Source organism: Mycobacterium sp. OTB74, assembly GCF_029892685.1.
Classification (GTDB): domain Bacteria; phylum Actinomycetota; class Actinomycetes; order Mycobacteriales; family Mycobacteriaceae; genus Mycobacterium.
Map to the genome: position 1 here is coordinate 47966 of NZ_JARXVD010000012.1, position 14518 is coordinate 62483.

A 14518-nucleotide genomic window follows, 5' to 3' on the forward strand; every position below is an offset into this window, starting at 1 on the left:
CCGTAGTGGGCGCGCTTTAATTAACTCGTGCAGCACCACCGGTTTCGCGACACCATGACTGGCTATGCGCTGCTCGCACCCAGCCTGTTCGGCGTGGCGCTGTTCCTGCTGCTGCCCATGCTGGTCGTCGGCTGGCTGAGCCTGCAACGCTGGGACCTGTTGGGGCCCATCCGGTTTGTCGGACTGGATAACTGGCATTCGGTGTTGACCGACCCCACCTTCGGCCGGTCCATGGCTGTGACACTGACATTCGTCGCAATGGTAGTGCCGGTGCAGACCGTGTTGGGGTTGCTGGCCGCCGCGCTGTTGGCGCGTGGCCTGCCGGGCACCGGGTTCTTCCGCACGCTGTACGTATTGCCGTGGATTTGTTCCCCGTTGGCCATCGGTGTGTTGTGGCGCTGGATTCTGGCCCCCACCGACGGTGCGGTCAGCACGGTGTTGGGCCATCGCATCGAATGGCTGACCGACCCGGGGTTGGCGCTGCCGGTGGTCTCGGCGGTGACGGTGTGGACCAACGTCGGATACGTGACGCTGTTCTTCCTGGCGGGCATCCTGGCCATTCCGCATGACGTGCACAACGCGGCCCGGATCGACGGCGCTACCAGTTGGCAGCGGTTCCGTCGAATCACCCTGCCGATGCTGCGACCCACCATGTTCTTTGTGCTGGTGACCGGCATAGTCAGTGCCGCGCAGGTTTTCGATACCGTCTACGCGCTGACCGGCGGCGGTCCGCAGAACCGCACCGATCTGATCGCGCATCGCATCTACACCGAGGCATTCGGCACCGCTGCGGTGGGTCGCGCCGCGGTAATGGCATTGATCCTGTTCGTGGTGCTGCTCGGGGTCACCGTTGTGCAGCATCTCTACTTCCGCCGACGGGTCAGCTATGACCTTACGTAACGGACTGATCTACACGGCACTTGTACTCGGGGCCGTCGTCACGCTGTTGCCGTTCGGTCTGGGGCTGATGACATCGTTCACCACGGCGCAGCAGTTCAACACCGGCTCACCGCTGTCGCTGCCGGACCCGCCGACGCTGGACAACTACACCGCACTGGCCGACGCCGGATTCGGCCGCGCAGCCCTGGTCACGGCGCTGATGACAGCGGTGATCCTGGTGAGCCAGATGACCTTTTCGGTGACGGCCGCCTACGCGTTCGCCCGCCTCGAATTCCCCGGTCGGGAGGTGTTGTTCTGGCTGTATCTGGCCACCCTGATGGTGCCGGCGACGGTCACCGTAGTGCCGCTGTATCTGATGATGGCCGAGGCCGGCCTGCGAAACACGTTCTGGGCCCTGGTGTTGCCGTTCATGTTCGGCTCGCCATACGCGATCTTCCTGCTGCGTGAGTACTTTCGGTCGATCCCAGAGGATCTGCTGCGGGCGGCCCGTATCGACGGCGCCGGGACGGCCGACGTCATCGTGCATGTGGTACTGCCGGCCAGTCGGTCAATCCTGGTGACGCTGGGTCTGATCACCGTTGTCTCACAATGGAACAGCTTCATGTGGCCGCTGGTGATCACCAGCGGCCAACACTGGCGGGTACTGACGGTAGCCACCGCCGGTCTGCAGTCCAGATTCGACGCGCAGTGGACGGTAGTGATGGCGGCGACGACCGTGGCGATCGTTCCACTGGTGGTGGTGTTCAGCGCGCTGGGCCGGCACATCGTCCGCTCGATCGTGGTCACCGGCATCAAATGAAGTTCTCGACGCGAATCCTCGCCGCACTGGCTGCGTTGATGACCGTGCTGCTGGTGGCTGCGGTGCTGTTGGGCCGTTCCGATGAACCGTCCGGCAAAACCGTTGTGACGGTGCGGCTGTGGGATGAACAGGTCGCCGCGGCCTACCGGGATTCCTTCGCTGAGTTCATGCACCGACATCCCGATATCGAGGTTCGGGTCAACGTGGTGGCGTTCGCGTCGTACTTCGACTCGCTACGCACCGATGTTGCCGGTGGCGGCGCCGACGACATCTTCTGGCTCTCGAACGCGAACCTGGCCGGCTATTCCGACACGGGCCACCTGCTCGACATCGGAAAGTTGATGGGTCCCGATGCCGCGGACGGCTGGGACCGATCGGTCACCGAACAATTCACCCGGGACGGAGTGCTCTGGGCCGTGCCGCAGTTGACCGATGGTGGCATCGCCGTGTTCTACAACGCCGATCTGCTCGCTGCTGCCGGTGTGGACCCCGCCGAATTGGACACCATGCATTGGTCCCCCGACTCCGACGACACTCTGCGCCCGCTACTGGCCCGGCTGACCGTCGACCGTAATGGAAACCAGGCAGGTACAACGGGTTTCGATCCTGGACAGATCCGGCAGTGGGGCTACAACGCGGCCAACGACCTGCAGGGCATCTACCTGAACTACATCGGCTCGGCCGGTGGGGTGTTCACCGACGGTGACCGATTTGCGTTCGACAACCCGCAGGCGCAGCAGGCTTTCGGTTACCTGGTCCAGCTGATCAACACCGACCATGTGGCCCCGTCGGCCGCTGACACCAACGACAACGGCGACTTCTCCCGCAACCAGTTCCTGGCGGGCCGGATGGCGTTGTTCCAGTCGGGCACCTACAACGTGGCCGCGATCGCCGACCAGGCGCGGTTTCGCTGGGGTGTCGCCATGCTTCCCGAAGGCCCGCGTGGACGGGTCAGTGTCACCAATGGGATTGCCGCCGCAGCCAATTCGGCCACCCGATATCCGGGCGCGGTGCGGGCAGTACTGGACTGGATGGGCCGCGAAGACGGCAATGCCTTCTTGGGCGCCGGAGGCTCGGCGGTGCCCGCGGTGCTGGCCGCGCAGCAGGTCTACTTCGATTACTGGGCTCGGCGCAACATCGATGTGCAGCCCTTCTTCAAAGTGCTTGATGGGCCACGCATCGCGGCACCCGGCGGTGCCGGATTCCCGGCCGGATTCCGCGCCCTCAAGCCATATTTCGACGAGATGTTCCTTGGCCGGGCCGAGGTGGCGACGACGCTGGCCGAGGCGCAGCGGGCCGCCAATGCGGCGGCGAGCCGCTGACCTGGCATCAGAACCGCCTACTGGCGCATGTGTGAAGCGCCGCCGATGTACCACACCTGTCCGTTGATCCATTCCGCTTCGTCGGACAACAGGAACGCGGCGACGGCTGCCAGGTCGCTGGGCCTGCCCAGGCGCGTGGTTTTGGCCGCCATCAGAAACATCTGCTGCATTCGTTGATCGTTCTGACGTTCCTGTGTTTCACCCATGACCAGGCCGGGCATCAGTCCATTGCAGCGAATCCCTTGGCTGCCATAGTTATTGGCGATATGGCGAGTCAGCTGGTTCACTGCAGCTTTGGCGGCGTTGTACGCCACGTGCATCGGGTCGGTGCCGAGTGATCCACCCGACGACGTGTTGACAATGCTGCCGCTGCCCTGGGCCAGCAGGTGCGGCAGCACCGCGCGACTGGTTCTGACATAGCCGAGGAGGTTTACGTCCAGGGTCCGCTGCCAGACGTCGAAGTCGGTGTCCAGCAGGGTGGTATCGCGGCCCAGGTTGTGCTCGGACAGATCCGCTCCGACGTTGTGCAGGCCATGTACGCCGCCGAACTCCGCGATCGCCGCATCGACCAGGTCGCGGACTGAAGCGTCGTCCGACAAGTCGAACTCGACGGCGATCGCCCGGCCGCCGGACGCTGCGATCCCGTCAGCTGTCTGCTTGGCACCGGCGATGTTGATGTCCCCTATGGTGACCAAAGCACCTTCGGCGGCAAGCCGTTTCGCGGTTCCGGCGCCGATACCGGTCGCGCCCCCTGCGACGATGACGGATTTTCCAGCCAAGCCCTGCATGCGTTGTCCTCCTGAAGTAGCCGGTCGTGAGGTAGACGAAGTGGGGTCAGCAGTACCCGATGCCGATGTCGACCGAGATTTGTGATCCCGTCACGAATTTCGACTGACCCGAGGCCAACCACGCCACGGCATCGGCGATGTCTTCAGGCATGGCGATTCCGTCGGGCAGCAGCGGGGTATGCAGATCACGCAGGTGCGGGTTTGTGTCAGCGGCATCCTGCATGGCTTGTCTCATGCCTCCGGTGGTGACCATCGGGCTGGCGACGGCACCGGGGTGCAGACTGTTGACCCGGATGTTGTGCGGCCCGAGCTCGGCGGCGAATGCTCGCGCCATGCCGGTGATCGCGTGCTTGCTGGCGGTGTAGTGCACCATGAAGGCCTGCATCCTGACTCCGGCCGCCGAGCCGATCAGGATGATCGAACCGCCGTTGCCGGAGGCGATGACGTGTGGTGCACTGGCCATCACCGTGTTCCAGGTGCCGACGACGTTGGTGTCGATGGTGTCCCGAAAGGCCTGCGCGGTGATCTGATCCCACGGTGCGGGGCAACAGATTCCGGCGTTGGCCACCACGACGTCCAGGCGGCCCAGCTCCGTTACGCCGGCTTCGACGGCGTCTCTCATCGCATCAAGGTCTCGGGTGTCCACGGCGGCGGCAACCACGCGCTGGCCGTTGGACTCGACCAGGCGCGCCGTTTCGTCCAGATCGTCCTGGGTGGCCGACGTGTAGGGCACGCTGGGCGGCAATGGTCCCGCGATGTCGACGGCGATAATGTCAGCGCCTTCGGCGCTCAAGCGTTGGGCGTGGGCCCGACCCTGGCCGCGGGCTGCGCCGGTGACAATGGCGACTTTGCCGGCCAGCAATGGTGTGCTCACGGCTAGTTCCTGCTGATCTTCTCGATCGGGTTGGAGCGCTCGAGCATTCCGTAGGTCTCCTCGCCGTCCCAACGGTAGCGGACACCGGCCTGTTGCAGCGCAGGAAAGCTCGGCATCTCCTGACGCATGGCGTGCACCGAATAGGAGTCGTCGTCGTGGTGGATGTCGTGCGTCGAGAAGACGGTCTCGCCCTCGATGTGCACAGTGCCGTCAGCGGTTTCGAGCACCAGGGACACGTCTTCACCCAGTGCCTGCAGGCGGGTGAGCCACGGCGCCTGCACCACGCGAGCCGGAATCAGCGGGCCGTCGCCGGTAAAGATGTAACCCTCATTGAAAGTGGGTTGGCCGTCGTCCCGTGGCGGGTAGGCAATGTAGCCGAAGGCTTTTCCGCTGGGGAACACCGCGGACTGCCAGGCATGGCCCCAGAACCCAGAGAGCTTGCGGACGCCTTGACGGCGGATTCGCAGGCCCGATCCGGTGAACTTTTCGGTGCTGACACCATCGATGGTGATGCTGCCGGTGGCCCGGAACAACTGTTCGTAGCGGGGGCCGCCCATGAGGTCACCCTCGATGGATTCCTTCAGTTGCTGCCGTGCATCAGCATGCAACGCGCCTTGAATCCACGGTGGAACAGCCATTGTCGCCTCGACTGTGAAGTTGACGTCCACCAGCGGTCCGTCTTTCTTGCCGGCAGCCAGATCGGCCGACGAGGTCTGCACGGCCTTGCCCGCATAGGTCATGGTCCAGACCTCGAACGGCCGCACGCACTGAAATGCCAGCCCGCCCGCACCCAGGATCGATGGGCGACCCTCGGTATCGAGCGCGGGCAGTGAGGCGCCGTTCTCCCGCAGCCGGTAGGCGCGCCCGTCGGGAAAGGCGATGTTGACCTGGATGTCGTGGTTGTCCCAGTTCGCAGCGACGGCCTCCACACCAATCCGGGGCAGGCCAACCCTGCCCCGGTCATCGACGACCCAGAAGCTCACCGAATCGCGCATCTCTGGGTTGTCGGGTCGTTCGGCGAATACGTACTCGCGGTCGGCCGGAAGCCCTCCGGTCAGGTCGACTGTCATCGAATCACCCTGTCTGTTAAGTGGTTTGGTGAGTTGTCCATGAATGTGCCTGTTCCACGTAGCGTCCGAATCGGGGCCGGACGGTGTCGAAGTCGATACCGAAAGCAACCGGATCAGCGTGGCTGGCGGGTTCGCGTTCAGCGGCGGCTTCGGACCACCAGCTGTCCATCCGGTCGGCGAACTCGTCGCTGACCGGTTGGCCCAACCAGCGATACAGGCCGGTGACCTCCCCGATCGGATCGCCTTGCATGGCGCGGAAGTCAATGTCATAGAACCGATCATCGGCGCCGGCCTCCCTGAACTGCAGGGCGCGATCCATGCCTGCTGACCAGTGCTCCACATTGAGCTGACCGATGTAGGGCCGGTCGATGTGGTCGGTGAAGGAACCGATGATGTCCGCGTACAGGTCGGCCACCGACAGGATCACGTCGGTCGGATCACGATGGGTCATAACGAATTTCGCATCGGGAAAGACCGCATTGAGGGCATCGAGCCAGAGTACGTGCGACGGACACTTGAGTCTCCAGGACCGGGTCGGCTCACCCCAGGCCAGCAGCTTCATCACCCGGCGCTGGTAGTGCAGCGTGGCACCGAGGTCGGCGTCGTTGATCAACCACTTTGAGTACGTGGGGATCTGGGCGAGTGATTGAAACAGGTGAGAGGCGAAATTCAGGGCCATCAGCTCGTGGCATTCCATCGGGCCGTGAGTGGACGCCGGCACGTGATAGCGGGTGCCGATCATCTCGCCCTTGCCATGCGGGATGCGCGGATCGACGCCCGTCACTGTCGACGGTGGCGGGCACGGCTCGGTGGACTCCCAGCGGCGCAGGTAACGCACGTCGGGGTCTTGGGCCAGCAGCATCGACAGCGCCGTCGACCCGGTGCGGGGCAGGCCGAGGCCGATCAACGGCTCGGTGACGGGCACACCGTCGATCTCGGGGTGGCGCCGATACCAGTCCTCAACTTGCAAGCGCTGCACCAGGTATCCCGTGATGCGCGGGTAGATGAAGGCCTCGCCGCGAGCATTGAGCTGCGCCTCGCTGTGCAGGGACTCCAGCAAGATCGCCAGACCCTCGCGGTACGAGGCGTCACCGAAGTCGTCCAGTCCGGTCTTTTCCCGCGCGGCGTTCTCTATTTCGTTGACAGTGGCCATGTTTCAGCCCATCCACTGGCCGCCGGCGACATCAATGGTCTGGCCGCACATGTAGCTGGCGGCCTCGGAGGCCAGGTAGGCGACCATGTTCGCCGCTTCCTCGGGCAACGAGGCGCGTCCCAGCTGCACCTGAGTGGTGATGGCCTCCAGGATGGCTCCTCGCCCGGCCCGGTGCTGGTCGTTCTGCGGTGCGTACAGGTACTGCTTCATCTGCTCTTTGATCATGATTCCGGGAGCCACGCAGAAGACGTTGACCCCGCGCGAGGCCACCTCGTGGGCGAGGTTGCGAGTGAATCCGATGACTCCGGCCTTGCAGGCGTTGTAGGCAACCAGGCCGCGCTGCTGGATACGCCCGCCGACGGAACCGATGTTGATGATGGTGCCCGAGCCTTGCGGCAGCAGGTATTCCAATGCAGCGTGCGCGCCGTACATCATCATGGTCAGACTGCCCAGGACCGTGTAGTCGATGTCTGCCTTCGTCTGATTCTCGAACGGGCCGGCGGCCACCATCACCGGGTTGTTGATCATGATGTCCAACCCGCCGAGTTCCTCATGGGCTTTGCGGACACCGTCGTGCACCTGGTCCCAGTCCGACATGTCGGCCTGGATCGGGACCGTGTTGACGCCCCAGCGCTCCTTGATCTCTTTGGCCCTGCGCTCCAGCGGTTCAAGGGTGCGGCCGACCAAAGCGATATCGGCGCCGGAACCGGCGAGGCGGTTGGCGATCGCGTGCCCCAGCCCGTCACCGCCCGCGCCGGTGACGAACGCCTTCTTGCCGGTCAGATCCAACAGGTCGGCCAGTCGTTTGTTGATGATGTGGGTGGGCAACTTGTCCAGATTCAGCGCGCGGACCGCGGCTTCGTCATCGAATGTCGTCATCGGAGCTCCCTCTGCTCGACCACCGACCGTCATGCCGATGGCGCATGGCGTAAGGCTATGGAGCAAAGCAATTGGTGCGGTAATACCAATCTCGGCATTCAGTCATGCCGAATTTTGATACCTGGTTAGCTGGGAGCCGATGGACACCCACCGGCTCAAGTATTTCCTGCGTATCGCCGAGGAAGGCTCGATCACCCGCGCGGCGCGCTCGTTGGGTATTGCTCAGCCGGCACTGAGTCGCCAAATCCGACTGCTCGAAGAGGACCTCGGGATCACCCTGTTCCGGCGCACACGCCGCGGTGTCGAACTGACCGCCGAGGGCGAACGGTTGCGGGCATCGACGGCCAGTCCGCTGCGGATGCTCGAGTTGGCCGTGCAGTACGCTGCATCCCCCTTGGCTCGCCTGGAGCGGGGCATCCGCGTGGGTCTGATCGACACCGCAGTCGACGTCCTGGCCGGTCCGTTGATCGCGAGCCTGTCGGCGGCGTTCCCGGCAGTGACGTTTGCCATCGCCACCGGCAGCACCGAGACCCTCATCGAGGCGATGCTCAAGGGCGCAGTCGATCTGGCGCTGATCAACCCCGTCGCCGATGACCGGCTGTTCTATCGTGATCTGATCACCGAGGATCTCTATGTCATCGGCTCTGCGACAGCAGATTTCGATCGCGACAAGGCAATCCCGTTCACCGACATAGCTGCACTGCCGTTGATAGTTCCACGCTCGTCGGCGGGTATCGGGGTCGCCCTCGAAAACGCGGCACTGCGCACAAAAGTGGCCATCGACCACCGGATCACCACCGATTCTCTTGCTGTCACCAAACGCCTGGTCGAGGCCGGCCTCGGATATGCCGTCCTTCCGCTGTCTGCGTGTATGGCTGAGATCAATCGTCAGCAATTGCGCTGCGCCCCAACAGGTGAGCCGGCGCTGACCCAGGCGCTCGGCGTCGCCGCGACCGCGCAGCTGGAACTGCCCCGCGAACTCGGCCAGAAGCTGGGCGACATCCTGCGCAGCGAAGTGGTGCACCTGGTCACTGCGGGAAATTGGCCCGCGCGATTGGTATCGCCCCAGCCCTGGGACCCGTCTCGCCCCTGAACTCCAACAGCGGAAGACGGCTACCTCAAGGTCACCAAGCTAGAATCACCAGCGGTCGCACGCCACGCTTGTCGAGTTCCCCGGCCTGGGGCACGCGCCTCAGATACAGAACCCTCAGGCCTTTCACAAAGCACTACTCGCGGGGCTGGCCGCCCCGGTGCACAGCTAGTGCGCGCTGGTCGCGAGCGGGGTGCACACCTCCACCCAAATCGCCAACGCGCACATCACCGTGACCACAGCCAGCGCCACGAGGTCGGACCTGCCCGGACGAGAAGGATGCGCCGAAATCTGGCCGGTACCACCGCGTGCGGTGATGGCATCACCCATCTCGTCACCGCGACGCAGCGCCACTGTGATGGCGGCGGCGGCGAGGTCGACGATCTCGGTGGCCCACTGCTTGCGACGGGCACGGCGGGTGTCCGGACGATCCCGTGGACGTAACCGACGGGCGGCGAACAACACTCGGTACTCGTCGATCAACATCGGGAATGCGCGCAACGCCAACGCAAGTGCGACCGCCCATTCGTCGACCGGGACCCGCAGCCAGCGCAGGGGACGACCCAAAGTGGCTACCGCAGGGGCGATTTCAGCGACATTAGTCGTCCACGACACCAGGGCACCGAGCCCGAGCAGCACGATGGACAGCACCGTGATCTGCAAGAAGTTCAGCAGGCCACCCAACCCGAGGTGCGTCGACCCGACGGTGACAAACGGCTTACCCCCGGCCAGCGCCGCGGTAACGGCGCCGAGCAGCAATAGAATCCAGACCGCACGAGGTATCGACGGCAGCGCGCCACGCGGAATCCGGGCCAGCCACGCCGTCACCAACACCACCAGCGCCACCAGTGCGATGGGAACCCAGCCCGGGTAGATGGTCAGCACCACTCCGATCAGCGCGACCACAATCAGCTTGGTACCCGCCCACAGCTGGTGGATCACCGAAGTGCCCGGAATCGGTTGCAGGAGCACCACAGACCGACGCGGGCCGGCCGGCTTGGTCGCAGTTCGCATCATGCGCGTCCTCCCGCAGCGATCGGCGCGTCGACCAAATGACCGCGGTGCAGCCGCAGAATGCGCGGGCAGAGTTCGTCGAGCCCGGCGAAGTCATGCGAGATGACCACGACGGTCAACCCGGTGGTGCGGCGCAATTCGGCGAGCAGCTTCACCAGACCGCGCTGGCTGGCGGCGTCAAGCCCGGCCAGCGGCTCGTCCAGAATGAGCGCCCGCGGACGACCGGCCAACAGTCCGGCCAGCACCACCCGGCGCATCTGACCGCCGCTGAGCTGATCGATGCGGCGGTCGGCCAGGTGCGGGTCCAGGCCGACCATGGTCAGCGCCTCGGCGATGCGTGCCCGGTCACGCCGGGAGAAGCCGGCGGCTGACGCAATCTCGTGGCCCACCCGCGAGCGCATCAACTGAAGGCGCGCCGCCTGAAATGAAATGGCGACCGCACCGACCTGATCGGACACGGGTGACCCGTCGAGCAGGCAGCTGCCGGTGGTGGGCACGGTCAGTCCGGCCATAATCCAGGCCAGCGTCGACTTGCCGGAGCCGTTGAGCCCGTGGATCAGCACGCCTTCACCCTCGTGCACGGCGAAGCTGATGTCACTCAAAGCGGTTGATTCCCAGGGTGTTCCGCTGCCGTACCGATGGCCGACGCCCCGCACGTCAAGGACGACCGCGCCGTGCGGTTCAGCTCCGACCGCCGCCACCGGGACCGCGGCGGTCTCGACCATCTCGACATTGTCGTGAGCACCGGAAAGGAGGACCACCCGGTCGGCCGAATCGGCTTCGTCGGTGTAGTGCGTGATGTGCACCAGAGAAGTGCGGTGATGCCGGCTCAGCCCGGACAGCACCGACAGCAAGCTGTCGCGGCCTTGCTGATCAACCATGCTGGTGACCTCGTCGGCGATCAGCAGCGCCGGCTCGCGCGCCAATGCGGCGGCCACGGCGAGCCGTTGCAACTCACCGCCGGACAGCCCGCCGGTGTCGCGGTTGGCCAGTCCGTCCAAGCCCACCTCGGCCAGCAGTCGCTCGACGTCAATGGTCTGACCGGGTGGCAGGCCCCAGACCACGTCGTCAGCCACCCGGCTGCCCAGGACCTGACTCTCGGGGTGCTGCATGACGACCGCGGTGCCACCGGGATGCCCCAAGCCGACCGCGCCCGGCCGCTCGATGGTGCCCGCGGTGGGGGCACGGCCGGCGAGCATGAGCATCAATGTGGTCTTGCCCGAGCCGTTGGCACCGGTGATGGCGACGTGCTCGCCTTCGTCGACGGTCAAGGTCAATGGGCCGAGGGCATCGCGATCCGTGCCGGGATAGCGGAATCTGACGTCGCGCAGACGGGTCGGGACCGGTGACACGACCGCATCCGATTCGACGGCATCGAGCTTGTGGACATCCGGGATGCCGAGCAGTCGGGTCAGCACCCGGGACAGCGCCCACCAGCCGATCAACGTGACGATCACGATGTGGATGACCACTGACAGCATCACCGGCACCGGCCAGTAATGCAGGAAGGCGGAGAATCCGGTTCGCATGTCGTGCGCCATACGCTCGCCGCCGGGCAGTACCGCGACAGCGTTGGCCAACCCGTTGATGTTGGCGGTCATGGACGCGAAAATCAGCTGCCGCAAACGCGACACCAGCAACAGGAAGCCGATGATGTACGCACCGAACACCACACCGGCACCGATCGCCGCCCAGATGACGGCGTGAACGCCGCGCCCTTTACGCTTGACGATGCCGGTCAGCCCGCCGATATAGGCGCAGAACACCACGGTCATCAGGCCACCGAGGCCGGCGATGAGAAACGCGATGGCGCCGCCCGCAATGGTCGCAGCGAGCAGCGCCCGCAGTCGGTACCGATACGCCAGCAGTCCCATCGGGACGGTGCCCAACATGCCGAGCCCCGCAGCAAACGGAACCACGATGGCGATGATGGCGGTGGCCGCGCACAGCGCCGCCATGACCGCGGCCTGGGCAAGCTCACCTGGATTGAGGGCGCCGGCTGAACGATGCGGGCCGGCTTCAGTCATTTCACAATTCTGCCAGCGTTTCCCGGCAGTAGGCTTGTACGTACTGTGAGCGCCACCACCCGGTGGCGCGACCTGCATAGAAGGTCTATGCAATTATGGCCACCATGTCTCCAAGCGCCGCGTCGGGCACGTCAGCGGAATCCGCGGTCGCGGCCAACCCGACGCTGGCCGCAGATCTGCTCTCCGTGGTCGCTCGGCTGAACCGCTTGGCCAACCAGCGGGTGCGGCTGCCGTTGCCAGTCGCCCAGGCCCGGCTGCTCTCGACCATCGACGACCAAGGCGAGGCTCGGATTTCCGATCTGGCCGCACTGGACCACTGCTCGCAGCCGACCATGACCACTCAGGTGCGCCGCCTGGAGGACTCCGGGTTGGTGTCACGCTCGACCGACCCCGATGATGCGCGCGCCGTGCGGATCAGAATCACGCCAGAAGGCGTGGCTGCGCTGGCGCAGGTACGTGCCGATCGCGGCAAAGCCATCGACCCTTATCTGGAACGCCTCGACGAATCCGACCGCGACACCCTGGCTACGGCCATCGGCATCATGCGCAACTTGCTGCGTGAGGCACACCAACAGCACCGCTGACTGGCATCCGGTTCGCCGGGACCAACGCGCGGATCAGCCTGAGGGGTTAGCGTCGGAACCATGGCCCAGTCCACTTACACATCCCTTTCCGACCACCTGCGCGACACCCTCGACGGTCGCTGGCACGACGCGAAAAACCGGATGCGCGAAGTGCTCTCGAATGAGATCTTCCGGCCGCACTACACACCCAACACGGTCATCGCCCGAACCAAGGTGGCCGAACAACTCAAGATCATGGCGGCCAAAGGTGCCGCCGAGGACGGTTTCGCCAAGGCCCATGGCGGTACCGGGGACGTCGGCTCTGCGGTCACCATGATCCAGATGTTGGCAATGAGCGATCTGTCCCTGATGGTCAAAGCCGGCGTGCAGTGGGGGCTGTTCGGCGGCGCCGTCGAGAACCTGGGAACCGCACGCCACCACGAGGCATACGTCCGCCGGATCATCGACCTGGAGCTACTCGGCTGCTTCGCCATGACCGAGACCGGGCACGGCAGCGATGTGCAGTCGCTGGAGACCACCGCCACCTACGATCCGGCCACGCAAGAGTTCGTGATCGACTCCCCCACTCCCACCGCGCGCAAGGACTACATCGGCGGTGCCGCCGAAAGTGCGACGGTGGCAGCGGTTTTCGCCCAGTTGATCACCGGCGGCGAAAGCTACGGCGTGCACTGCTTCGTGGTACCCATCCGCGACGCCGACGGCAACGACCTGCCCGGGATCAGCACGTCGGACTGCCATTACAAAGGCGGCCTACCCGGGGTCGACAACGGCCGCATCCAGTTCGACCACGTCCGCGTCCCGCGGGAGAACCTGCTCAACAAATACGGCGATGTCAGCACCGACGGCACCTACAGCTCACCGATCGAGAGCACCGGCAAACGCTTTTTCACCATGCTCGGCACCCTCATTCGCGGCCGGGTGTGTGTCGGCGGCAGTGCCGCCCAGGCCGCGCGGGTGGCGCTGGACATCGCCACCCGATATGCGTTGCAGCGCAGGCAGTTCGAGGAACCAGAATCTGATGAAGAGGTGCTGATCATGGATTATCTGGTGCATCAGCGGCGACTGCTGCCGCTGATCGCCGAGTCCTATGCACTGCAGTTCGCGCAGAACGAGCTGGTGACCAAATTGCACGAATTGCAATCCATCGAGGACCCGGACGCCGAGGAGCAACGGGAACTGGAATCCCGCGCGGCCGGTCTGAAGGCCGCCAACAGTTGGCATGCCTCGCACGCCATTCAAGAAGCCCGCGAGGCCTGCGGCGGTGCCGGGTATCTGGCCGAGAACCGCTTGATCGCGCTGCGCGCCGACACCGACGTGTTCACCACCTTCGAGGGCGACAACCATGTGCTGACCCAATTGGTGGCCAAGGAACTGCTGACCGCCTACGCCGATGACATCAAGGGCATGAGCCCATTCGAGTGGGTTCGCTTCGCCGCCAACACCGTTGGTGACCGAGTGCTCAAGCGCACCGCCGCCGAGACCATCATCCAGACCGTCCTGGACACCCGTCAGGACAACGAGGAAGAGGGCAGCCTGTTCAACCGCGGCACCCAGATCACCATGTTCGAGGACCGCGAAGAATACCTGCTCAGTTCGCTGGCGCGGCGCATGCAGGCCAAGTTCAAGGAGATGTCTGCATTCGAGGCGTTCAACTCGGTGCAGGACCACGTGCTGCACGCGGCGTCGGCACATATCGATCGAATTGTGTTGGAGGCCTTCGTCGCCGGTATCTCATCGTGTCAGGACGAAGAAGCCGGCAAGGTGCTCTCGATGGTGTGCGACCTCTATGCACTCTCGGTGATCGAGAAAGACAAAGCCTGGTACATCGAGCACCGGTACCTGTCCACCGAGCGGGCCAAGGCCGTCACGCGCGGTATCAACGACGTGTGCCGGCGGCTGCGCTCCTATGCCGAGGCGCTGGTCGACGGCTTCGGTATACCTGAACAGCTGCGATACGCCGAGATGCTGCATCCGGAACACATCGCTGATTGATCGGTTGATCGAACGTGCGCACGTTG

Annotated in this window: 13 protein-coding genes; 6 read left to right on the forward strand and 7 right to left on the reverse strand. The window is 64.7% G+C overall.

The genetic code is table 11. The annotated features are described in order from the left end of the window. The first annotated feature begins 54 nt into the window (after positions 1-54). Genes M2432_RS16935 through M2432_RS16945 form a run of 3 tightly spaced genes read left to right on the forward strand, consistent with a single transcriptional unit; the run spans position 55 to position 3021 of the window. Positions 55-900 (forward strand): sugar ABC transporter permease, encoded by an 846-nt coding sequence (locus M2432_RS16935; RefSeq protein WP_280828087.1) that lies wholly within the window; start codon positions 55-57, stop codon positions 898-900. Then, the gene (locus M2432_RS16940; RefSeq protein ID WP_280827986.1) at positions 887-1699 is read left to right on the forward strand and encodes a carbohydrate ABC transporter permease; all 813 of its coding nucleotides are present in this window, start codon (positions 887-889) and stop codon (positions 1697-1699) included. Before M2432_RS16935 ends, M2432_RS16940 begins: the two co-directional genes overlap by 14 nt. Continuing rightward, positions 1696-3021: a sugar ABC transporter substrate-binding protein gene (locus M2432_RS16945; protein ID WP_280827987.1), complete on the forward strand. Its 1326-nt coding sequence runs from the start codon at positions 1696-1698 to the stop codon at positions 3019-3021. The genes M2432_RS16940 and M2432_RS16945 overlap by 4 nt, the downstream gene beginning before the upstream one ends. Positions 3022-3038: 17 nt before the next feature. Here the strand turns inward: M2432_RS16945 and M2432_RS16950 are convergent, their stop codons facing one another. The 5 genes from M2432_RS16950 to M2432_RS16970 all read right to left on the reverse strand — a co-directional run bounded on the left by M2432_RS16950 (position 3039) and on the right by M2432_RS16970 (position 7785). Further along, positions 3039-3809 (reverse strand): SDR family oxidoreductase, encoded by a 771-nt coding sequence (locus tag M2432_RS16950; RefSeq protein WP_280827988.1) that lies wholly within the window; start codon positions 3807-3809, stop codon positions 3039-3041. Between the two features lie 46 nt (positions 3810-3855). Beyond that, positions 3856-4671, reverse strand: a complete 816-nt coding sequence (locus tag M2432_RS16955) for a mycofactocin-coupled SDR family oxidoreductase (RefSeq protein WP_280828088.1) — start codon at positions 4669-4671, stop codon at positions 3856-3858. Positions 4672-4685: 14 nt separating this feature from the next. Continuing rightward, positions 4686-5678, reverse strand: coding sequence for a hypothetical protein (locus M2432_RS16960; protein WP_280828089.1), 993 nt, complete (start codon positions 5676-5678; stop codon positions 4686-4688). 91 nt (positions 5679-5769) lie between these two features. Continuing rightward, the gene (locus M2432_RS16965) at positions 5770-6906 is read right to left on the reverse strand and encodes a sulfotransferase (RefSeq protein ID WP_280827989.1); all 1137 of its coding nucleotides are present in this window, start codon (positions 6904-6906) and stop codon (positions 5770-5772) included. Between the two features lie 3 nt (positions 6907-6909). Next, on the reverse strand, positions 6910-7785 hold the full coding sequence (locus tag M2432_RS16970) for an SDR family NAD(P)-dependent oxidoreductase (protein ID WP_280827990.1): 876 nt from the start codon (positions 7783-7785) through the stop codon (positions 6910-6912). A gap of 139 nt (positions 7786-7924) precedes the next feature. Here M2432_RS16970 and M2432_RS16975 point away from each other — a divergent pair, with 139 nt between their 5' ends. Then, on the forward strand, positions 7925-8878 hold the full coding sequence (locus M2432_RS16975; RefSeq protein WP_280827991.1) for a LysR family transcriptional regulator: 954 nt from the start codon (positions 7925-7927) through the stop codon (positions 8876-8878). A 165-nt stretch (positions 8879-9043) separates the two neighbouring features. Here M2432_RS16975 and M2432_RS16980 read toward each other — a convergent pair whose 3' ends face one another. Both M2432_RS16980 and M2432_RS16985 read right to left on the reverse strand, forming a co-directional pair. After that, entirely contained in the window at positions 9044-9889 is an 846-nt protein-coding gene (locus tag M2432_RS16980) for an energy-coupling factor transporter transmembrane protein EcfT (RefSeq protein ID WP_280828090.1), read from the reverse strand. Further along, a complete protein-coding gene (locus M2432_RS16985; protein ID WP_280827992.1) occupies positions 9889-11916 on the reverse strand; it encodes an ABC transporter ATP-binding protein in 2028 nt (675 codons plus the stop codon). The genes M2432_RS16980 and M2432_RS16985 overlap by 1 nt, the downstream gene beginning before the upstream one ends. Before the next feature lie 104 nt (positions 11917-12020). Here M2432_RS16985 and M2432_RS16990 point away from each other — a divergent pair, with 104 nt between their 5' ends. Then, the gene (locus M2432_RS16990) at positions 12021-12500 is read left to right on the forward strand and encodes a MarR family transcriptional regulator (RefSeq protein ID WP_280827993.1); all 480 of its coding nucleotides are present in this window, start codon (positions 12021-12023) and stop codon (positions 12498-12500) included. Positions 12501-12560: 60 nt separating this feature from the next. Next, positions 12561-14492, forward strand: a complete 1932-nt coding sequence (locus M2432_RS16995) for an acyl-CoA dehydrogenase (RefSeq protein WP_280827994.1) — start codon at positions 12561-12563, stop codon at positions 14490-14492. Positions 14493-14518 lie beyond the last annotated feature (26 nt).